The sequence below is a fragment of the Pseudoalteromonas sp. Hal040 genome, from assembly GCF_037162425.1.
Taxonomy (GTDB): Bacteria; Pseudomonadota; Gammaproteobacteria; order Enterobacterales; family Alteromonadaceae; genus Pseudoalteromonas; species Pseudoalteromonas gelatinilytica.
Genome location: NZ_JARLUU010000001.1, coordinates 1325343 through 1346853 on the forward strand (window position 1 = coordinate 1325343; position 21511 = coordinate 1346853).

A 21511-nucleotide genomic window follows, 5' to 3' on the forward strand; every position below is an offset into this window, starting at 1 on the left:
TTTGTTTTATGTAACCAATTTAGGTTACTTTTTCGTAAATATCAACCTAGATATGCTACAGTGAACACAAATCACTAAAAACAGAAAAGTTATGTCAGCAGTTGATAAGCCAAGAGTCGGTATTTTTGTAGATGTACAAAACATTTATTACACCTGTAGAGAAAGCTACAAGAAAAATTTTGATTACAATGCCTTTTGGGCACAAATGAGCGAACACTACCAAATCGATTGCGCCATTGCGTATGCAATTTACCGAGGGGATGAAAAGCAATCGCAGTTTCAAAATATTTTGCGCGCAATAGGCTTTGAGGTAAAACTAAAACCTTTTATTCAGCGTAAAGATGGCAGTGCGAAAGGGGATTGGGATGTTGGCATTACCATTGATATGCTAGAGCATGCCAAGCAGCTCGATAAAATGGTATTACTTTCGGGTGATGGTGATTTTGCATTATTACTTGGTCACTTAGCGAATAAGTATCAGCTACCGTGTGATGTCTATGGAGCAGAGCACCTTACCGCTGATATTTTAAAGCAAGCTGCCGCTGAATTTCATTGTATTGATGATTCACTGCTACTATCAAGGTAAAAAAATATTCCTATAAAAATAAAATGTTTAACTAAAGTATTATTTCGGCTAAGCTAACATTAGCTACACTTGATGATAAATAAAGGAATAGTCACGCACAACGCACTAAATTATGCAAAAAAGCATAAATAAAGGTGTTATAGGACATTGTTGATGTGGTTTCTAATTTTCTTGTCTGTTAAATAAAGCGTTTTAATTCAATAAATTAAAAATAAATATGAAAGTTATACGAATTTTTATAAAAAATATAATGACAACGCTGTCATTTCTTGTGTAACATTAAATCAACAAAGGTTGAGATGATTTCGCATTCTGATAAGAAAAATAATGCGATTTAGACAAAAACTAAACGAAGGCTAGGGGTCGTTAAATGATGGCGAAGAGTGTGAATGAGGACCAATTGTTTATTGGTATCGATGGTGGCGGAACGAAATGTCGAGCAACTATCTACTCTGTTAAACAAGGTGTATTAGGAACTGGCCTAGGTGGTCCTGCAAATCCATTACATGGTTTGGAACGTACTCTCGAATCAATTATGGTCTCAACACAATTAGCACTTCGTGATGCGGGTTTACCGCTTGAAACCGTTCATCAGCTTTATGCCGGCTTAGGTTTAGCTGGCGTAAACTTACCAAGTTTGTACGACAAGATTATGGAATGGGAGCATCCATTCAAACAAATGTTCCTCACCACCGACTTACATACAGCTTGTATTGGCGCACACGAAGGGAGTGATGGTGCGGTGATCATCACAGGAACTGGCTCATGTGGTTTCTCATGTGTAAATGGTCGCACAACTAACTTTGGCGGTCATGGCTTTGCTCTAGGCGATAAAGGCAGTGGTGCCTGGATGGGTCTTGAAGCAATAAAAGCGACCTTGTTAGACCTTGATGGCCTAGGCGAAGCAACAAACCTAACTAACGTGATCACCGAGCATTTTGCAGCTGACAATGCGATGGCGATTGTTGAACAAATGTCTGGTCAGCCTTCGAGTAGTTTTGCCAAATTAGCCCGCTATGTATTTGAAGCAGCCAATAACAATGACAAAGTTGCGGTTTCGATTGTTAAAGAGGGTGCTGATTATGTCAGTAAATTAGCTCAGCGTTTATTAGAGAATAACCCGCCACGGTTATCTATGATTGGCGGTTTAGCCGAGCCATTAAATAAGTGGCTTGCAGAGGATATTGCGAAACGCGTTGAATCTCCTATTCAACCACCGGAAATGGGCGCTGTGTATTTTGCTCAGCAATCTGTGCTTGAACAAAACCAAGAGGTAAGTTTGTAATGACGATTTATCATGCAAGTTCATTGTTTACCGGTGACGAATTTTTATCTGATGTGTATTTTAGCGTCGATAATGGTGTGTTTAAGCGTGTTGAAGCAGATGCTAATGCCGTTGCATTAACGGGTTTAGTGGCCCCCGGTTTTATTGATGTACAAGTGAATGGCGGTGGCGGGGCGTTTTTTAACGCTGAACAAACGCCAGATTGCTTAGATAGAATAGCCAAAGCACATGGTCAGTTTGGTTCAACTGCGATTATGCCAACCCTGATCACTGACCAAGTCGAAGTCATGGCAAAAGCGGCCGATGCCACTGCACAAGCAATTGCTGAAGGTGTTCCGGGCGTAATGGGTGTGCACTTCGAGGGGCCACACCTTTCATTACCTAAAAAAGGCACCCACAGCGAGCAATTTATTCGACCTATTACAGAGCAAGAGTTTGCAATTTATGCCCGCCAAGACTTAGGGATTAAAATGGTAACCCTAGCGCCTGAAAATGTCAGTGCTGATGATATCGCGCGCTTGGTTGAGTGTGGTGTAAAAGTATCAATTGGCCACACCAATGCAGACTTTGCGACCACCAATGCAGCACTTGCTGCAGGGGCTGATGGTTTTACCCACTTATTTAATGCCATGTCAGCATTTACATCACGAGAGCCGGGTGTTGTGGGTGCTGCGCTTTGGGATGATAACAGCTGGTGCGGCTTAATTGTTGATGGTCACCATGTACACCCATCATCAGCAAAATTAGCAATTCGCACCAAACAGCGCGGAAAAATAATGTTAGTCACAGATGCAATGCCACCTGTGGGGACTGATGACATGGAGTTTGATTTCTTTGATGGTCGTAAAGTTATTCGTACTGGCGATCGATTAAATTCAACGACCGGTGAATTAGCAGGCAGCGTACTTGATATGGCAAGTGCGGTGCGCAACACAGTGAACACATTGGATGTTAGCCTTGCTGAGAGCTTACGTATGGCATCACTTTATCCTGCACAATATTTAGGTTTACATAAAAAAGGTCGCTTACTGAGCGGGTTTGACGCTGACTTTGTGGTGTTAGACGCGCAGCAAAATGTACAAGCCACCTTTATTGCTGGAAAAGCGCTATAACAAGCTTCCCTGGTAAAAACCCCGCCGTTGTATCGCGGGGCTTTTTCTATTTAAGGTAATACAATGACAACAACACAACCAACAAGAAAACGTTTGGCATCGCTTGATGCACTGCGCGGCATGGATATGTTTTGGATATTAGGCGGACAGTCACTATTCGCGCCGCTCTTCGTTTTAACTGGCTGGACTGGCTGGAAAGTTTTTGAAGCACACACTGTGCACAGCGTTTGGCATGGCTTCACATTTTACGATCTTATTTTCCCATTATTTATATTTCTATCTGGTGTGGCGATGGGGTTAGCCCCAAAACGTATTGACCATTTATCGTTTGATGAGCGCAAAGTGTATTACCGTAAGGCGGGTAAACGTCTTTTACTATTGTGTTTATTAGGTATTTTGTATAACCACGGCTGGGGCACAGGGATGCCAATGGCGTTGGATGAAATTCGCTATGCCAGTGTGCTTGGCCGCATCGCTATTGCGTGGTTCTTCTGTGCAATGTTGGTTTGGCATACCAGTTTACGAACACAAATTATTACCGCAGCTGGCTATTTTAGTGGGTTACTGGCTACTACTTTGTTTTGTTCCAGTGCCGGGTGGCAGTGCTGGCGACCTTTCAGCGGCAGGAAGTTGGAATGCATGGTTTGATGCGCACTTACTACCGGGTATTAGTTATCAAAACCGTGTGGTAGACCCAGAAGGTGTGTTGTCGAATATCCCTGCGATAGTCAATGCATTAATGGGTGTGTTTGCAGGTCAATTAGTGGCTCGAGCTCAGCAAATTGGCGAGTGGAAAATGACCGCCTTATTGTTCGCCGCAGGTGTGGTTAGTGTATGCTTAGGTTGGTTATGGGATTTACAGTTCCCAGTAAATAAAGAACTTTGGACCAGCTCATTTGTGCTTGTAACCGTTGGCTGGAGTGCCATATTGCTCGCCGTTTTTTATGCACTGGTTGATATTTTACCGGGGCAACGCGCCGCGTATCCATTTGTGATCATAGGTGCAAACTCGATTATTATTTATTTAGCGTCAAGTCTTGTGAATTGGGGCTATGTCAGCCAAAGCGTATTTGGTGGGGTGGTTCGAGCTGTGCCAGAGGCGTGGCAACCCCTGATGGCGGTCATTGCGTTATTGGCAGTACAAATGCTTGTATTGCATTGGATGTATCGCCGTAAGATCTTTGTTAGTGTTTGATAATTATTAAACACTAACAGAAAGAGTAATTTTTTATTCACTTTTACTTTACAAAGATAAAACTAGAAGTGATAATGACAGCGTTGTCATAATGGTTATAGCTACTGCATCGTATCCTGGCAGTGGTTTGATCTAAAACCCAGCTCGATTGCACGTGGGGTTGGGTTTTAGGTCCCATTTTTTTCCAACTTATAATTAGAGCTAATCGATATGCAAATAGTGATTCTTGATGATGCAGCCCAAGTTGCAGCGTATGGTGCCAACATCTTTGCGAAACAATTACTAAAAAAACCAGCCTCGGTTCTTGGTCTTGCCACAGGTTCAACACCTGTTGCTTTGTATCAACAACTGATCGAAAAAAATAAAGCTGGCGATATTTCGTTTAGCCAAGCGACAACATTTAACTTAGACGAATACTTAGGCTTAACAGGCGAGCATCCACAAAGTTACCGTTACTTTATGAATGAGCAGCTGTTTAACCATGTTGATATCGACAAACAAAACACTTATGTACCGCCGGGTGATGCAGTAAATCCGCTTGTTGCTTGTACTGAATATGAGCAAAAAATCACAGACGCTGGTGGTGTTGACGTACAACTACTTGGTATTGGCCGTAATGGTCACATCGGTTTTAACGAACCTTCATCAGGTTTGACATCACGCACCCGTGTAAAAACACTGACGAAAGCGACGATTGAAGACAATGCGCGATTTTTTGATGAAGGCGAATATCAACCACATTTATCAATCACGATGGGTATTGGCACTATTTTAGAAGCCAAGAAAGTTGTGCTTTTGGCAACGGGTGCAAGTAAAGCGGATGCTGTTCATGCCATGGTGGAAGGCCCGTTAATGGCTAAATGCCCAGCTTCAGCACTGCAACTTCATAAAGATGCGGTGATCATCATTGATAAAGCTGCAGCAAGTAAATTAGAAGATTTAGAGTTCTATCAGCATATTGAAGCTGAGAACCAAAAACTACAAGCGCACCTAGCGACCTTGTAAAATTGTGAGAGAGAATAAAAAAGCCCAGTTTGGGCTTTTTTTATGCCTGTAATAAATTGGGTTTATCATCCGCTTATGGTAGTTTTAGCGAGTAAACTATTTTCAAGGAATGCCATGCTGAATTACTCTCAAATGCCATTGGACCGTGCATCAAATCGCCGTAAAGATCCAAAGTGGTTAAAGGCTCAAATGAATTCTCAGAGTCGCTGGTTATTGGTCAATAACAATCAAAGTTTATTTGTTAAAGACAGTCCTGAAGTGTGTTATTTACGCTTATCTCAAGTGGATCATCTCGATTTATCAAAAGGCATTTTATTGGGTTTAGACGACGATGATGTGGCTCATTTTGCTTTAGATGTCAGCCATGTTTCAGACTCGCTCATTGACCCTATGCTCAATGGCGCTGAATTTGTTGATATTCGCAAGTTAGGCCCACAAGTTGAGCTAAAACAAGGTTCGATTGCCGCACTGGCAAGGGGCTTGTGTTTTTGGCACGCAACGCACCGTTTTTGTGGTCGTTGTGGTCATGAAAATAACATGGTTGAAGCAGGGCATTCACGTTTATGTGAGAACCAAACTTGCCAGCATCAAACTTTTCCGCGAACCGATCCTGCCGTGATAATGATCGTTACTAAAACCTTTTCAGACGGAGTTGAACGCTGCTTGCTAGGCCGTCAGGCAAGCTGGCCTGACGGTGTTTTTTCAACTCTTGCTGGTTTTGTTGACCCAGGTGAAACACTAGAGCAGGCCGTTGCCCGCGAAGTTATGGAAGAAGCTGGTGTTGCAGTGACAGATATTCAATATATCGCGTCACAGCCTTGGCCATTTCCATCATCAATTATGTTTGGCTTTATGGCCACAGCGGTTTCAGAAGATATTCAAGTAGATAAAGATGAGTTAGACGATGCAAGATGGTTTAGCCGTGCTGAACTTAATGAATTCGGCCAATGGCATGAGCAGGGCAGCCATCTTAAACTAACCCGACAAGATTCTATTTCTCGATTTTTGGTTGAGCACTGGCGCAACCTGTAAAGCACAGCTTGGACAAATTATGACAAAGACAAATAAAAATACCCAAATCGTCTCTGCAGGGCGTAAAAAAGCATATACACAAGGAGTTGTGAACCCTGTGGTGCAACGCGCATCAACAGTGGTGTTCGACTCGGTGGCTGATTTAAAAGCAGCGGCGAAGAAGCGAGGTGACAAAACGTTATTTTATGGTCGCCGCGGTACGACGACACACTTTGCTCTGCAAGAAGCGATTGCTGAACTTGAGGGCGGCGAAGGCTGTGCGCTATATCCATCAGGTGCGGCTGCAATCAGCAATGCGCTACTCTCGTTTGTAAAAACAGGCGATCATATTTTAATGGTGGATACTGCTTACGAGCCGACCCGTGATTTTTGCGACAAAATACTGGCTGGATTAGGCATTGAAACAACCTATTACCCGCCGGGAATTGGCGCAGGAATTAGTGAGCTTATTAAAGATAACACTCGCGTATTGTTTTTAGAATCACCTGGCTCAATCACCATGGAAGTGCAAGATGTGCCAGCCATGGTTGCTAAGGCAAATGAGCGTGGTGTAATGACCATGCTAGATAACACCTGGGGTAATGGCCTGCATTTTAGACCGCTTGAGCATGGCGTTGATATTAGTATTCAAGCTGCAACAAAATACATCGTGGGTCACTCTGATGTGATGATGGGGGTGGCGGTTGCCAATAAAAAGTATTGGCCAACCCTTCGCGAAAATTCATACCTATTAGGTCAATGTACCTCTGCGGATGATGCCTATTTAGCACTACGTGGTCTGCGTACTATGGCTGTGCGTTTAAAACAGCATGAACAAGCCGCTATCGAAGTGGCTAAATGGCTTGAAACACACCCATTGGTTGATCATATTCGCCATCCGGCTTTTGCAACGTGCCCGGGTCATGAGTTCTTTAAACGAGATTTTGATGGCAGCAACGGCTTATTTTCATTTGTAATGAAGCAGGGAAATCAACAAGCGATTGATGCGTTTTTAGATAGCTTGCACCATTTTAAAATGGGCTTTTCATGGGGCGGGTATGAGAGCTTAGTCACGGCAAACCTGAGCATGAAAGGGCTTCGCTCTGAAACAGGTTGGTCGCAAGGCCCAGTAATAAGACTTCACATTGGCCTTGAAGATGTGGCCGATTTACTAGCCGATCTTGACCAAGCGCTTGCAGTGTACGAAAGCCACCTCTAGATTAAAAGTTTATACTTTGTTACATAAGACCCGCTTGTCGGGTCTTTTTTTCTGGTAATTCAAGCTGTTTCAACTTAGTGTAATTCTAATAATAAAATTCATTAAGGATTATGAGTGACGCAGTTACATCCTAAACGTCTTGCACAAATTGCCCAATTTGAGCTGGTGCGACTATTTCTAACCAAACGTGGTTTGTTGGCGGTTGCCGCTTTTGCCATTTGTTGGCTACTTATTTTACGTTATCCCATTGCCCAATCTGTGACCTTAATTAGCTCACCTGATTTTGCCGACTTTGCTAGGCAGGCATTTGGCGCCATTGGCATCAGTAAATTACTTGATTGGCCTGAATCTGAACTTGCCGTTTATTGGCTGATTGCTTTATTTAGTTTCCCAAGCTTTTGTTTGTTTCTATGTTGTGACCAAACAGTGGGCGACAGACAACGAGGTACGTTACGCTTTTTATCACTTAGAGCGACTCGTTCAGAAATCATCATTGGCCGCTTTTTAGGGCAGCTACTCATTTTAGCAGCATTGTTGTTTGTTACCTTGATGGCAACGGTTGCAATGCTTGGCTATCGTGATCCAAGTTTGCTGCTTTCTGGCTTATCGCGAAGCTTTATGTTGTTATTTTATTTACTTGTTGCAGTTATGCCATTTATTGCTTTGATGAGCTTTTTGAATACCTTTGCCCGTTCATCGCGTCTTGCGTTTGTATTGGCTATTTTGTTCTTTGCTGGCGGTAATATTGTGATTGGCTTACTAACATGGCAATGGCCTGCATTTGAGGTTTTAAATTACATATTTCCGGGCTATCAACTTGATTTAATGGCAGGTCAGCGTGCAGGTGTCACATTGGCTCTTGGTTTACCAGTTTTACAAACGGCTGTGCTACTGGTTGCTGGTGAACGAATTTTTGCGAGGAGCTCATTATGACCGTTTTAATTCAAGCACAAGGCTTGTCAAAAAACTACGGGGCTAAACGAGCGCTCGATAACGTTAGCTTTGAGATAAACAAAGGGGCACCGGTTGCGCTAGTTGGTCCTAATGGTGCGGGTAAAACAACGTTATTCAGTTTGTTATGTGGCTATATATTACCAAGTTCAGGAAAGCTATCGGTAATGGGGCATACCCCGTGCAGCGCGGCGTTATTTGGCAAGCTAACCGCGTTACCGCAAGATGCTCAGCTTGATCCTCGTTTTAGTATTGCGCATCAACTTAACTTTTATGGTCAATTACAAGGGCTAAGTGGTGCAGTTCGTAAAAAAGAAACGGCTCGTGTTTTAGAGCTGGTTGGTTTGTCAGAAGTGGCTAAGCAGCGACCGGATGACCTTTCTCATGGTATGCGTAAGCGAGTGACGATTGCACAGGCATTAATTGGTTCACCTGAAATAGTGATGCTTGATGAAGCAACTGCAGGCCTTGATCCAATTCATGCTCGTGAGGTAAGGGAGCTGGTAAGTTCTTTAAGTAACGAAGCAACATTTATTTTAAGCTCCCATGACTTAACTGAGCTTGAGCGTTTATGCTCTGGGGTTTTACACCTCGATAAAGGGGTGTTAAGTGAGCATCAAGCCCGTTCTAGCACGCAAGATAATAAACACTTTATTACACTGCAGTTAAATCAAAACTATGATGATGTAGAAGCACAGCTTGCAAGCCTTGCCCATGTACATCATGTTTATATGAGCCAAGCAAAAGAATATGTGATCGAGTTTGAAAAAACCGCTGAGCCTTTTGATATCAATCTTCTACACTTTTGTTATCAACAAGGTTGGCAGTATCGTCAACTAGTGAATGGTCACACACTCGAAAATCAAATTTTTAATAAGGAGAGCTAATTATGGGTTTATTAAGCGGATTAATGGGTAACGCAAGTGAAGTCGATAATGATGATTTAGAAGAGCTGCTTGCTAATACCCTGATTGATGGTGAAACAGTACAAAAAGCCTATAAAGTCATTCGTGATATGTTCATCTTTACCAATAAAAGATTAATTATTATTGATAAACAAGGTGTTACTGGCTCTAAAGTTGAAATGCTGAGTATTGCTTACTCAAAAATTACTAAGTTTAGTAAAGAAAGTGCTGGGCATTTTGATCTGGATGCTGAACTAAAAATTTGGGTTGGTTCAGATCCAACGCCAATCAGCAAAGACTTTAAAGCAGGAGATAACATTAATGAGGTTTATAGAATTATAAGTCAATTCGCTTTATAAGGTACTGACAAGCTTTATTTTTTTATTAAAAGTTGGCTTAGAGACGCAAGTTTCGGCCAACTTTTTCTTTACATTTGCCGACACTTTATTACAATTAATCAAGTAAAAACAAACGCTTAGTTAAGTTTCCATTCAGTTTTCTCGCGTTAGCATGTGCCCAACTTAGCCATCAGGCTAGTTTTCAACAGCAATGAAACAATGTTAATAGGGAAATCTGTTTATGAAAAAGTTAGCAGTTATTATTTCGAGTATGCTTCTGTCAACTGCCGCGACTGCTGCGGATAGTTACCAATCAATTAGCCATTTAGGGTACATGGACACCGATGGCAACGACACAGTAAGCGTTGATTCAACGTATTACTTCGCACCAAAGAAAACAATGGGTCCTTACGACCAGTTTGAATACATCAACAGAACAACCAACGTGTTTGGTTCGTACGCTGATGATGATTTTGGTGATGTAACTAACATCGGTGGTGAATACTTCGTACAAGATTTTGTATTTGGTGCGGGTTATAGCAACTACGATTACGGTTCAGATACTGATTTATTCAATGTATCTGCAGGTTACTTCTTTAATCCTAACCTTCTTCTTAAAGCAACATTTATCGACGTAGAAGACGGTGACAACACTGTAATGTTCGACCTTAAATACAATCACCAGCTTAACAGCACTGATTACTTAGGCTTCACATTCACAGCTGACGATGAGTTTGATTACCGTGCAGTAAATGCAAAATACTTCATGGATCTTCAACAAGGTAACTACCTAACAATTGAAGGTACAATCTCAGATACAGACGATAGCGGTAGCTCTTGGGAACTAGGTTCTAACTACTACTTCTCTAAAGCAACGTCAGCATTTGTAACGTTTAATAAAGAAGATGACTACAGCTTTGGTGCACAGCACTTCTTTAACAAAAACGTAGGCTTAAAAGCTGGTTATGCAAACAACTGGGATGACTCAGATTACGATGCATACTTTGCAAACGTAAGCTTACAGTTTTAATCATTAATTTGATGGTATAAAAAGCCCGCATAATGCGGGCTTTTTCGTTTTTATCATTACCAACCGCACTGGCGGTCTTTATTTTGCTCATCAAGGTATTTTTGTAACGGTGCAAAGTAATCTAAGATTGCTGTTGCATCCATTTCTTCTTTACCAGTGATCGTCGCAAGAGCTTCTTGCCATGGGCGGCTTGAGCCCATCTCTAACATTGCATTTAGTTTTTCACCGGCCTCAGCAGAGTTGTATACAGAACAACGGTGAATCGCTTCTTTGTTACCGGCAATTTCACATAAACTTCTGTGGAAGTCGAATTGTAAAATGTGCGCTAAGAAATAACGTGTGTAAGGCGTGTTACCTGGTACGTGATACTTGGCACCTGGATCGAAGTCTGCTTCGCTACGTGCGATAGGCGCTTGGACACCTTGATATTTTTCACGTAATTCCCACCACGCTTTGTTGTAGTTCTCTGGCGTTACTTCACCTGAGAAAACTTTCCAGCGCCATTGGTCTACCAATAAACCAAATGGAATAAATGCTACTTTGTCTAATGCCATTTTCATTAACAGGCCAATATCTTTTGACTCATCAGGCACTTCGTCTAATAAACCAATTTCTTTTAAATAACCCGGTGTAACAGAAAGCGCAATGGTGTCACCAATTGCTTCGTGGAAACCATCGTTCGCACTTTCTTGGTAGTAAACAGGCTGATCTTTATATGCGCGTTGATAGAAGTTATGGCCTAGCTCGTGGTGAATAACTGAGAACTCTTCACCTGTACGTTGAATACACATTTTAATGCGTAGGTCATCTTTGCTATCGATATCCCATGCTGATGCATGACACTGTACATCACGGTCTTGTGGTTTAGTGAAAAGTGAGCGCTCATAGAAGGTATCTGGTAGTGGTGCAAAGCCCATTGATGTAAAGAACTTCTCTGCACCACGTACCATTTTAAGTTCGTCGTAATCGTGCTCAGCTAATAGTTCAGTTACGTCATAACCAGGATCGGCATTTTCTGGCGCAACAACATCGTAGATGTTACCCCACGTTTGTGCCCACATATTGCCTAAAAGGTGTGCTGGGATAGGTTGGTCTTGTGGTACTTTATCTTCGCCATATTTTTCACCTAGCTTGGCACGAACATGACAATGTAATGAATCATAAAGTGGTTTAACTTGGCCCCAAATGCGGTCGAGTTCTTTCGCAAAATCATCGGCTGGCATGTCGTATTTACTACGCCACATCGCACCTGTATCTGCATAACCTAGCTCTTTTGCACCTTCATTGGTGAGTGCAACTTGTTGCTCATAAAGCGGGCGCATAGGTTTTGAAACTTGACGCCAGCCTTGCCATAAATCAAGCAATTCATTGTAATCACGGCTCGTTGCCATTTTGGCAGTCATCTCGCCAAGGCTTAAACAGCTACCATCTTCTTTACAGTATTTACCTTTACCGTAAATACCCCCAAGCTCAGCGACTAACTGTGAGAGCTTAGCTGTTTTTTCAGCATCTTGTGGCGCAGGTAAGGTGAGCGCTAGTTTAAGTTTATCGAGTTTACGACGTGCATCGTAATCAAGCTCTAAGCTATCGAATTTTGCGGCTTCATTAGCAAGGCGAACAACAGCTTCAGTCATTTTGCGATTTACTTCAGCAGATAGTTCAGCAGTATCATGGGTGATGAAGTTGGCATAAATCCATTCAGCACGGCTTGCTTCTAAATAAAGCGCGCTTAATTCTTTTTCAGTATCGGTGATAAATTTAGCAGCATCTTGTGCTGTTACTTGGCTTGATTTGACTTCAGCAGTCGTTGTTTTAGTGCTCGCGACTGTCATCATTACAGCCAGTAAGTGCTAGTGCACTTGCGACCATAAGTGCGCTCATGCTGAGCTTAAATGGAGTCTTTTTCATAACGTTCCCTAGAAGTTTATTGTTATTTATTGCCCATGCATAATAGCAGTGTCTTAGTAAACAACAAACTGCATCGGTAAAAACAACCTAGGTAAGAGCCGCTTACGTTGTATTTATGGCACGATCAGTCATACTTGAACCAGTTAATTAAAATAAAAGGATTGCACAATGACGACCGTAATCATTCTGTTACTGGTTGCTGTGATTGTAATTTTTGCGGTGAAAGACATTCGCATCAATCTTGTCACACGACCTACGTTTAGTATGTTTAAAAAAGTTTTGCCGCCGTTATCGCAAACAGAACGTGAAGCTATGGAAGCGGGTGATGTTTGGTGGGATGGTGAACTATTCAGTGGTAACCCAGATTGGCAAAAACTGCATCGTTTTCCTAAACCTGAACTCAGCGAAAAAGAACGCGCATTTATGGGCGAGCAAGTCGAAACCTTGTTAGCCATGCTTGATGATTATCAAATCGTGCAAAAAGATAAAGACCTACCAAAAGAAGTCTGGGACTACCTAAAAAAAGAAGGGTTCTTTGCGTTAATCATTCCTGAAAAATTTGGTGGTCGCGAGTTTTCGGCGATTGCAAATTCAACCATCGTATCGAAAATTGCCACTAAGAGTTTAACCGTCGCGGTTACCGTAATGGTACCAAATAGCTTAGGTCCTGGCGAATTACTTCTTCATTATGGAACTAAAGAGCAACAAGAGCGTTGGTTGCCAAGCCTAGCTAAGGGTGATGATGTGCCTTGTTTTGCATTAACGGGCTCTGAGGCTGGGTCTGATGCAGGCAGTATTCCTGATACAGGCGTAGTGTGTAAAGGCATGCATGACGGTGAAGAAGTGATTGGTTTAAAACTTAACTGGTCAAAACGTTACATAACCCTTGCGCCAATTGCCACCGTGCTGGGTCTTGCATTTAAAATGTACGATCCTGAGGGCTTATTAGGTGATAAAAAAGAGCTTGGTATTACATGTGCGCTTATTCCAACAGACCATGAAGGTGTTCAAACAGGTGAGCGTCATTACCCTTTAAATATGGCATTTATGAATGGTACAACGTACGGTAAAGATGTGTTTATTCCGCTTGATTGGATCATTGGTGGTGAAAAAGGCGCTGGTCGAGGCTGGCGTATGTTAGTTGAATGTTTAAGTGCTGGCCGTGGTATTTCGTTACCGGCACTTAGTACAGCAACTGGCCACTTGGCTTCAAGAATGACATCTGCCTATGCAACCGTACGCCAACAATTTGGTGTGTCGATTGGCCAATTTGAGGGTGTTCAAGAGGCGCTTGCTCGCATAGGTGGTTTAACTTACACCTTAGAAGCGACACGGTTAATGACTGCAGGGGCGATTGATTTAAAACTCAGTCCGTCTGTGGTTACCGCCATAGCTAAGTACCATATGACTGAAATGGGTCGTACAGTTATGAACGATGCTATGGATATTCATTCGGGTAAAGGTATTCAAGTCGGGCCGAATAACTATTTAGCCCATGGCTATATGGGGATCCCAGTTTCGATTACCGTTGAAGGTGCAAATATTCTGACTCGTAATTTGATGATATTTGGTCAAGGCGCCACTCGCTGTCATCCGTTTGTTTTAAAAGAGATGGAAGCGGCTGCAATGGAAGACCATGATGTTGCCTTGAAAGAATTCGACTCATTACTGCTGCAACATATTTTATTTGCAGGTAGTAATGCAGGTATGGCATTTGTGCACGGTTTAACGCGCAGTTACTTCGCTAAAGCCCCTGTATGTGGCGCAACCACTGTTTACTACAAACAGTTAAGCCGCATGAGCCGTGGTTTAGCGTTTTGTACTGACGTTGCGATGTTAGTGTTAGGTGGTGAGTTAAAACGTAAAGAGATGATTTCGGCTCGTTTAGGTGATGTGCTTAGCCACTTATATCTTGCTTCATGTGTACTGAAACGTTATGAAGATGAAGGACGCCAGCAAGCGGACCTACCTTTTGTGCAATATGCCGTAGAGCATTCGTTATTCTGCATTGGTCAGGCATTCGATGGCTTCTTTAAAAACTTCTCTAATCCTGTGGTTAATTTTTTACTAAAACGTATTGTCTTCCCACTAGGTAATCATTACCACCGTCCAAGCGATGAGTTAGCTCAAACAATGTGTGAGCACATGAGCAAACCTGGGGTCTTTAGAGACAGATTAACCCATCTTTGTTATGTCGATGAAAATGCAGGCACGGGTGTCATGGAAAATGCCTTTTTAGCCATGATTGATACTCATGAAGACTTTAAGCAGCTTCGTAAATGGCAAAAAGAAGGCACTATTGCGAAAAACCTTGAACTTGAGGGCGCAATTGCCGAAGCAAAAGAGAAAAACTTGATTAACGAAACCGTTGCAGAGCGTATGAATCAAGCCAATGAACTACGGAAAAAAGCAATAGCCGTAGATAACTTTGCTCCCGGCGAGCTGTAACTTATTGTAAAGTATAAATAAACTAAGCCTTGCATTTGCAAGGCTTTTTTATATTAGCTTATACCAATCCGTGAGTGATGACTTTTTCTGCTTCGCTGGCTGGCATAGGTTTCGCTTTTAAGAAGCCTTGACCAAACTTACATTGAGTTTGCTTTAAGATTGCTAATTGTTTTTCTGTTTCAATTCCTTCAGCAACAACATCGAGCTTTAACGATTGGGCTAACGATAAAATGGCATCAACCAAGGGGTTATGTGCTTTATGTAAATGATCGATAAAGCTTTTATCGATTTTTAAAATATGGATAGGTAATTGGTGTAAGTAACCAAGCGCAGAGTAGCCAGTACCAAAATCATCTAAACATAGTTTTACTTCAAGAGGCTCAAGGCTTTTTATGATTTTTGTAGCCAGCTCTAAATTACCAATTAGTCCTGACTCGGTAATTTCTAAGCACAGCGAGCCCAAAGGAAGCCTGTATTTAGAGTACAAGGCATGAATTTGTGCCACAAAGTCGAGGCTTGCAAAATGACGTGATGATACATTCACGGTAATTCTGCCGAAAGCTTTACCTTCACTCGTCCACTTTGCGATTTGCTTTGCAGCAAGCTCAAGCAAATGTAAATCTAGATTAATAATCTGGCCTGTGTCTTCAGCAACGGGAATAAAATCATTTGGTGAGACAAAGCCTTTACTTGGGTGATGCCAGCGCACAAGCGCCTCAAAACCAACAACCTGTGCATCTTGAATGGTAAAAATTGGCTGGTAGTAGAGTTCAAAATCGTTATGCTCAATACCATGTTGTAAATCATTTTCTATATCAGCATGATTTTTAAGTTTTTTACGCATGGTATTGTTGAAAAACTTAACCTTGCCTCGACCTGATGACTTCGCCTCGTACATTGCTGCATCGGCATGTTGCAATAGCTTATAAGCTTGATCGCGACTGCTTTCACAAAACGCAACACCAATACTGGTTGATGCTTGCAATAAATGACCATCAATATCGAGGGGCTCAGCGAGAACCTGTTGAATGCGTTCAAGGGCATCATTAATTTGCTGTTTATCGGTGATGTTTTCCATAAATATGGCAAATTCATCGCCCCCCAAACGGGCAAAGGTATCGGTATTGCGAATGGTACCTAAGATCAACTCACAGATTTTTACTAAAAAGTGGTCGCCAACCTCATGACCTAATGAATCATTGATACTTTTAAAGCGGTCAAAGTCTAGATAGAGCAGGGCATGTTGGTGACGTTTATCTGCTCTTGCCAGACGCAGAATGGCATGTTTAATACGCTCAATTAACAACGAGCGATTGGCAAGACCGGTTAATTCGTCGTGAAGAGCACGGTGCTCAAGCTCTTGTCTTGATAATTGACGGTCTATCGCCATGCTAATTTGGCGGCTCACATACGTAAGTAAGGCACGATCATGTTCGTCATAGTGATAGCTTTTACTATAACTTTGTACAGCGATAACACCACTAATACGCTCATTTACTTTAAATGGCACACCCAGCCAAGATTCGGCCTGACGACCAACCATTTTAAAATGACCTGCATCAATGTGCTGTTGAAACTCTTCTTTCGTAAAAAGTAAGGATTGGTCGATGTTTAATAAATAATAAGATGCGGTGTCTTTTAGTTGTTCTTTCGATATTTTCTTATGCGCGTTAGAACGCACGCCTTCTTCGATAATATAAACTAAATCAAGCACATCTAGTTGCTTGTCATATAGGCCAATAAAGAAGTTATCTGCCCTCAGCAAAGAGGTAATAATGCCATGTAAAGACTCAAAGAAGCTATCTAGCTCGCTTGATTGATAGGTTAAGTTAGCGATTTGCAGCATGCAGCGTTCAAGTTTTTGCGCGTCGTTTAACTGCATCACGGTTTGCTGTAAGTCTTCTACGGTGCGAACTTGATTTATCTTGGCACTTAATAGATGCGCCACTGTTGATAAAATCTCTAAATGCGCATCATTGTAATAATGTTTTTGTGGGTGCTCACAGTCAATGACACCCAGAACTTTTTCTTTGTAAACTAATGGTACGCAAAGCTCAGAAAGAGCAGGGCGAGAATCTGCGATATAACGCGGATCTTGACTGACATCGCCAATCATTAACGGCTTACCAGTGCTTGCGACATACCCAGTAATACCCTGATCAAAGCTGATTTCTGTACGGTCAATATGATATGTATCATGGCTGCTTGCTGTGCCAATAGACGCCATTTCTTTGAGGGTACGCGTTTTATCGTCTGCTAAGTAAATGACACACTCTATGAAGCCTAAGCGGCTTACCACTTCAGACGTGACATATTCTAACAATTCTTCAACTGTGTCTAATTGCATCACAGATGATGAAAACTGATTAATAATATGTAGTTGGTCTGTTTTGACCTCAAGTGCAAAAGCAGCGTCTAAACTCTTAGGCATAGATTAAAAGGTAACCGAAATGTTGTATTAATTTATTACGTTAACCTACTATCAAACTATCCACAAAGTTATTTTCAAAAAAACTGGAACTGGTGTAAACTAGGCACCTGAATATGGACTTGAGTGAATAAGCGAGGTTATTTGCTCAACGTTTACGCTATCCCCCTAACTTTAGCCGTGGAAACCAGCAATGTCAGATTTAAATTCGATGCAAACTCTAACAATTACACGCCCTGATGATTGGCACATTCATTTACGTGATGGCGAGCAACTCGTTGATACCGTTCGTGATGCAAGCCGATACATGGGCCGCGCGATCATCATGCCTAACCTTGTTCCACCGGCAACCTGTACAGACACTGCGTTATCTTACTATGAGCGAATTAAAGCTGCGGGCCCGCAAGGTAACTTTGAGCCATTAATGGTGCTATACCTAACAGATAAAACAACACCAGAAGAAATCAAAAAAGCGAAAGCAACAGGTAAAATTGTTGCTGCTAAGTTGTACCCAGCTGGCGCGACGACCAATTCAGATTCAGGTGTGACATCAATCAAAAACATTTACCCAGTACTTGAAGCAATGCAAGAAGTGGGTATGTTGCTATTAGTGCATGGTGAAGTAACTGATTCATCAATCGATATTTTTGACCGTGAGAAAGTCTTCCTAGAAACAATTCTAGCGGACGTAGTAAATGACTTTCCTAGCCTTAAGATTGTGCTTGAGCACATCACCACACAAGATGCGGTTGAGTTTGTGAATAATGCACCAGAGAATGTAGCTGCGACCATTACAGCTCATCACCTTCTTTATAACCGCAATCATATGTTGGCGGGGGGCATTCGCCCACATTATTACTGCTTGCCTATTCTAAAGCGTAACATTCATCAGCAAGCGCTAATTGGTGCTGCAACAAGCGGTAGCAAAAAATTCTTCTTAGGTACTGACTCTGCACCGCATTATAAAGACAAAAAAGAAGCGGCCTGTGGTTGTGCTGGTGCATATACTGCTCACGCAGCTATTGAACTTTATGCAGAGGCTTTTGAAGAAGCCGGTGCTTTAGATAAGCTTGAAGGTTTCGCAAGCCACTTTGGCCCAGACTTTTACGGAATGCCTCGTAACCAAGATACGATCACACTGGTAAAAGAGAGCTGGACAGTACCTGCAAGCTATAAATTAGGTGATTCAGAAGTAGTACCAATCAAAGCTGAAGCGCAAATGGATTGGCAAGTTAAATAAGTTTTAGCAAGCGATAAATTTAGAATTAAAAGCCCATCAATTTGATGGGCTTTTTTCATTGAATATTAATTGTTTATAAATAGTACTGTCATATATTTTTGTTTAGGCGGTTGACCTTAAAATTATTTTCGATTATTAGAGCTAAAAACTATTTAATGTGTTAGTCTTAAATTGCTTTGAGTTTTTGCGTATTGAATTTACGGATAATGTGCGGCTGTACGGTTACCGGTTTGGTTATTGGTTCTTCCTGTACTTTACCCCAAGTTTATTGGGCATTCACTCAGGGAGGATAGAGCCATATTGGCTGAATTTTAATAATTGACTTACAGGAAAATTTGGTATGTCAAACACGGTTACTGGTAAAGTTAAGTTCTTCAACGAAGCTAAAGGTTTCGGTTTTATTGAACAAGAAAATGGCCCTGACGTATTCGTACACTTCAGCGCTATCACAGGTACAGGCTTCCGCACTCTTAGCGAAGGTCAGCAAGTATCTTTCGGCATCAAACAAGGTCAAAAAGGCCCTGAAGCTGAGAACGTAGAAGTAGCATAATTATTTATGTGAAACTTAGCATTTTGGTGAAACAGTTTCTGTTTCACCAAAATTCATTTTAATACCTAACAACCCCACGTTTACCCTTCACCATATATCACTCTAATTGTACCGAAATTATATTCCTCCAAAGGCATTGAAAATGACTAATTTAGTCAGCCCTTAAGCTAGAAGTTCACGATCTATGCCCTAAAAGCTACTCTCCATAACTAAAGTATTATATGCTGTACCGATGGGATTTTATTTAACATGACATCAGCTGTTATGTTTAGTTAGTAGTTTTGATCAAACATGAAAGTTAACCGCGAAGGAAAGTTTACAGTTATTTTTCACCAATCTAGAAATAACCCGCTAAACTTAACCTATCCACATGTGGAAAAAATGCTGAGTAACTTATACTTGTTTGATGAAATATAATGAAGGTTTGCTAATCGATGAGCATAGGAAACAATATACTTTTGGTAGACGACCACCCGATGGTGGCAACAGCAATTAAGATGGTACTTGCAAAGTCTACTCTGGTGAATGAAGTACAAGCTGTTGGAAGTCAAAAGGAAGCATTGCAGTTTATAAAAAGTAATAATGTAGCGCTAGCGATTTTAGACATCGAGTTAGAAGACTCCGATGGCTTTAGCTTATATAAGCGTGCAGTCAGTAGTGGCTTTACTGGCAAAGTATTGTTTTTATCTGCAAAGCAAGACAAACACATCATCCGCACAGCTGCGAAACTAGGCGCACAGGGATTTGTTAATAAGGCTGAAAGTCTTGAAGATATTTCTTCTGCTGTTGAAATGATTTTGCGTGGTTATACATTCTTTCCGCAAGAGCATCTTATTGCCTCTGAAAAAGACATCGATGAGTTACTAACAGAACGTGAGCTCGCGGTGATGAATTATTTACTCCAAGGCTTATCGAACAAAGATATTGGTGAAAAGCTTTTCATTAGTAACAAAACGGTAAGTACATACAAAGCGAAAATATTTGAAAAGCTTGAAGTTGATTCAATTATCTCACTTGCAAAGCTGGTAAAAGACCGCGCTGTATTTTAATTCTCTCACCCATAGCGGTGAGAGAATTCAACTCTCTCATTCTTGTGTTTAATGTCTGTTTTGCCTGCATATTGAGCAGTAATGTAAGCTCGGTGCATAAAAATTCTGCAAAATAGATTTTTTAGATGAATAAACTGAATTTTTTTTTCATTTTTCTTAAGCTCTTTCTGTTTTCATAAAATGTTACATTTATGTTTAAGCTTGAACCTAACATGAATGCAATGTTCGCCAGTAAAGGGCTATAGAAGTAGCAGTTGAATACCTCTGTTATATTTTTGTTAATTCGTTGTTTTGGTTATTTTCATCTCAACGACGAGTCACCAAATTTTTCCGATGAAAGCCGAACATCAAGTTGACAGACTCTGATGCATTTAGCATTATTGGAGGGTTGATATCTATTAAAAGATATCAGGGTTGTCCTCTTCGGAGGGTAATTAAATTATAAAAGTAACATTACTTAATTGGTTGGGAACTATGTCTGTTAAAATCAGAAAGAGTCTTGTAGCATCAGCGTTGGTTGGCGCTTTTGCATTTGCAAGCAGCAATGTGATTGCAGATCCTTTGAAAGATGTGCAAGATGCAGGTCAACAAATTCAAAAGGCTGCTGTTAAGTCTCAAACTAAAATTGACAATGTATATGGTCAAACTCAAGAGCTAATCGCTGAGTACCGTAGCGTTGTTGACGAAACTGAGCTAATGAAGGTTTATAACGATCACGTAGCACGTTTGGTCGCTGACCAAAACGCTTCAATCGAATCGTTTGACCGTCAAATCGCAACTATCGATAACACGAAACAAAACGTTGTGCCTTTGATGTATCGCATGATCGATACGCTTGAGCAATTCATCAAAGCGGACGTTCCGTTCAATCTTGAAAACCGTTTAACACGTGTTGAAAGACTTCGTGACATCATGGCGTCAGCATCAGTTACTACATCTGAAAAATTCCGCCAAGTTCTTGAAGCTTACACTGTTGAAACTGCATACAGCTCAGCTGTAACTGCTTCTCAAGGTACTCTTGAGATCGATGGTAAGAGCATCAACGTTGACTTCGGTCGTTTAGGTCGTATCACTTACGTAGCTCAGTCTTTTGACCTTAAGCACGCGTGGGTGTGGGATAACAACACTAAGCAGTGGAAAGAATTAGGTGAAGAATACCTAAAACCTGTTAAAGAAGTTATCCGTATGGCGCGTAAACAAGCGACATTAGAACTTGTTAAACTACCAATCTTCGGCGCGGAGTAATCAATA

The 21511-nt window shown here is 41.5% G+C and carries 16 protein-coding genes and 2 pseudogenes; 16 read left to right on the forward strand and 2 right to left on the reverse strand.

The window, feature by feature from the left end; genetic code table 11:
• The first annotated feature begins 91 nt into the window (after positions 1–91).
• The 11 genes and pseudogenes from P4S60_RS06010 (at position 92) to P4S60_RS06060 (ending at position 10637) form a co-directional block, all read left to right on the forward strand.
• Positions 92–586 (forward strand): LabA-like NYN domain-containing protein, encoded by a 495-nt coding sequence (locus P4S60_RS06010; protein WP_337115350.1) that lies wholly within the window; start codon positions 92–94, stop codon positions 584–586.
• Positions 587–956: 370 nt separating this feature from the next.
• Positions 957–1871, forward strand: a complete 915-nt coding sequence (nagK, locus tag P4S60_RS06015) for an N-acetylglucosamine kinase (RefSeq protein ID WP_138601672.1) — start codon at positions 957–959, stop codon at positions 1869–1871.
• The gene (gene nagA / locus P4S60_RS06020) at positions 1871–2983 is read left to right on the forward strand and encodes an N-acetylglucosamine-6-phosphate deacetylase (RefSeq protein WP_337115352.1); all 1113 of its coding nucleotides are present in this window, start codon (positions 1871–1873) and stop codon (positions 2981–2983) included. The genes nagK and nagA overlap by 1 nt, the downstream gene beginning before the upstream one ends.
• Before the next feature lie 63 nt (positions 2984–3046).
• A pseudogene (nagX, locus tag P4S60_RS06025) lies at positions 3047–4178 on the forward strand (transmembrane glucosamine N-acetyltransferase NagX).
• A 210-nt stretch (positions 4179–4388) separates the two neighbouring features.
• Positions 4389–5183, forward strand: a complete 795-nt coding sequence (gene nagB / locus P4S60_RS06030; protein ID WP_337115353.1) for a glucosamine-6-phosphate deaminase — start codon at positions 4389–4391, stop codon at positions 5181–5183.
• A 114-nt stretch (positions 5184–5297) separates the two neighbouring features.
• Entirely contained in the window at positions 5298–6215 is a 918-nt protein-coding gene (gene nudC, locus P4S60_RS06035; protein WP_337115354.1) for an NAD(+) diphosphatase, read from the forward strand.
• Positions 6216–6234: 19 nt separating this feature from the next.
• Positions 6235–7413, forward strand: a complete 1179-nt coding sequence (locus P4S60_RS06040; RefSeq protein ID WP_054551570.1) for a cystathionine beta-lyase — start codon at positions 6235–6237, stop codon at positions 7411–7413.
• A gap of 114 nt (positions 7414–7527) precedes the next feature.
• A complete protein-coding gene (locus tag P4S60_RS06045; protein ID WP_337115355.1) occupies positions 7528–8346 on the forward strand; it encodes an ABC transporter permease in 819 nt (272 codons plus the stop codon).
• Positions 8343–9251 (forward strand): ABC transporter ATP-binding protein, encoded by a 909-nt coding sequence (locus tag P4S60_RS06050; protein ID WP_337115356.1) that lies wholly within the window; start codon positions 8343–8345, stop codon positions 9249–9251. Before P4S60_RS06045 ends, P4S60_RS06050 begins: the two co-directional genes overlap by 4 nt.
• A gap of 2 nt (positions 9252–9253) precedes the next feature.
• Positions 9254–9628: a PH domain-containing protein gene (locus P4S60_RS06055; RefSeq protein ID WP_054551567.1), complete on the forward strand. Its 375-nt coding sequence runs from the start codon at positions 9254–9256 to the stop codon at positions 9626–9628.
• A 220-nt stretch (positions 9629–9848) separates the two neighbouring features.
• Positions 9849–10637 carry a putative porin gene (locus P4S60_RS06060; protein ID WP_062564210.1) on the forward strand — a complete coding sequence of 263 codons (789 nt, stop codon included), beginning with the start codon at positions 9849–9851 and terminating at the stop codon, positions 10635–10637.
• A 56-nt stretch (positions 10638–10693) separates the two neighbouring features.
• Here the strand turns inward: P4S60_RS06060 and P4S60_RS06065 are convergent.
• Positions 10694–12545, reverse strand: a pseudogene (locus tag P4S60_RS06065) (M2 family metallopeptidase).
• Positions 12546–12713: 168 nt separating this feature from the next.
• Here P4S60_RS06065 and P4S60_RS06070 point away from each other — a divergent pair.
• On the forward strand, positions 12714–14993 hold the full coding sequence (locus P4S60_RS06070; protein WP_337115357.1) for an acyl-CoA dehydrogenase: 2280 nt from the start codon (positions 12714–12716) through the stop codon (positions 14991–14993).
• 58 nt (positions 14994–15051) lie between these two features.
• Here the strand turns inward: P4S60_RS06070 and P4S60_RS06075 are convergent, their stop codons facing one another.
• On the reverse strand, positions 15052–17424 hold the full coding sequence (locus tag P4S60_RS06075; protein ID WP_337115358.1) for an EAL domain-containing protein: 2373 nt from the start codon (positions 17422–17424) through the stop codon (positions 15052–15054).
• A gap of 190 nt (positions 17425–17614) precedes the next feature.
• Between P4S60_RS06075 and pyrC the strand changes: the two genes are divergently transcribed.
• The 4 genes from pyrC to P4S60_RS06095 all read left to right on the forward strand — a co-directional run bounded on the left by pyrC (position 17615) and on the right by P4S60_RS06095 (position 21505).
• Positions 17615–18661: a dihydroorotase gene (gene pyrC, locus P4S60_RS06080; RefSeq protein WP_105173968.1), complete on the forward strand. Its 1047-nt coding sequence runs from the start codon at positions 17615–17617 to the stop codon at positions 18659–18661.
• A 340-nt stretch (positions 18662–19001) separates the two neighbouring features.
• On the forward strand, positions 19002–19211 hold the full coding sequence (locus P4S60_RS06085; protein ID WP_036967526.1) for a cold-shock protein: 210 nt from the start codon (positions 19002–19004) through the stop codon (positions 19209–19211).
• 434 nt (positions 19212–19645) lie between these two features.
• Positions 19646–20260 carry a response regulator transcription factor gene (locus P4S60_RS06090; protein WP_337115359.1) on the forward strand — a complete coding sequence of 205 codons (615 nt, stop codon included), beginning with the start codon at positions 19646–19648 and terminating at the stop codon, positions 20258–20260.
• 474 nt (positions 20261–20734) lie between these two features.
• Positions 20735–21505 (forward strand): DUF3450 domain-containing protein, encoded by a 771-nt coding sequence (locus tag P4S60_RS06095; RefSeq protein ID WP_063705924.1) that lies wholly within the window; start codon positions 20735–20737, stop codon positions 21503–21505.
• Positions 21506–21511 lie beyond the last annotated feature (6 nt).

Bases quoted from the DNA above. Each gene is read 5' to 3' on its own strand.
- P4S60_RS06055 (WP_054551567.1), top strand. From the start codon at position 9,254: ATGGGTTTATTAAGCGGATTAATGGGTAACGCAAGTGAAGTCGATAAT.
- nudC (WP_337115354.1), top strand. From the start codon at position 5,298: ATGCTGAATTACTCTCAAATGCCATTGGACCGTGCATCAAATCGCCGT.
- P4S60_RS06095 (WP_063705924.1), top strand. From the start codon at position 20,735: ATGTCTGTTAAAATCAGAAAGAGTCTTGTAGCATCAGCGTTGGTTGGC.
- nagA (WP_337115352.1), top strand. From the start codon at position 1,871: ATGACGATTTATCATGCAAGTTCATTGTTTACCGGTGACGAATTTTTA.
- P4S60_RS06070 (WP_337115357.1), top strand. From the start codon at position 12,714: ATGACGACCGTAATCATTCTGTTACTGGTTGCTGTGATTGTAATTTTT.
- pyrC (WP_105173968.1), top strand. From the start codon at position 17,615: ATGTCAGATTTAAATTCGATGCAAACTCTAACAATTACACGCCCTGAT.
- P4S60_RS06075 (WP_337115358.1), bottom strand. From the start codon at position 17,424: ATGCCTAAGAGTTTAGACGCTGCTTTTGCACTTGAGGTCAAAACAGAC.
- nagB (WP_337115353.1), top strand. From the start codon at position 4,389: ATGCAAATAGTGATTCTTGATGATGCAGCCCAAGTTGCAGCGTATGGT.
- P4S60_RS06010 (WP_337115350.1), top strand. From the start codon at position 92: ATGTCAGCAGTTGATAAGCCAAGAGTCGGTATTTTTGTAGATGTACAA.
- P4S60_RS06090 (WP_337115359.1), top strand. From the start codon at position 19,646: ATGAGCATAGGAAACAATATACTTTTGGTAGACGACCACCCGATGGTG.
- P4S60_RS06050 (WP_337115356.1), top strand. From the start codon at position 8,343: ATGACCGTTTTAATTCAAGCACAAGGCTTGTCAAAAAACTACGGGGCT.
- P4S60_RS06060 (WP_062564210.1), top strand. From the start codon at position 9,849: ATGAAAAAGTTAGCAGTTATTATTTCGAGTATGCTTCTGTCAACTGCC.
- nagK (WP_138601672.1), top strand. From the start codon at position 957: ATGATGGCGAAGAGTGTGAATGAGGACCAATTGTTTATTGGTATCGAT.
- P4S60_RS06085 (WP_036967526.1), top strand. From the start codon at position 19,002: ATGTCAAACACGGTTACTGGTAAAGTTAAGTTCTTCAACGAAGCTAAA.
- P4S60_RS06040 (WP_054551570.1), top strand. From the start codon at position 6,235: ATGACAAAGACAAATAAAAATACCCAAATCGTCTCTGCAGGGCGTAAA.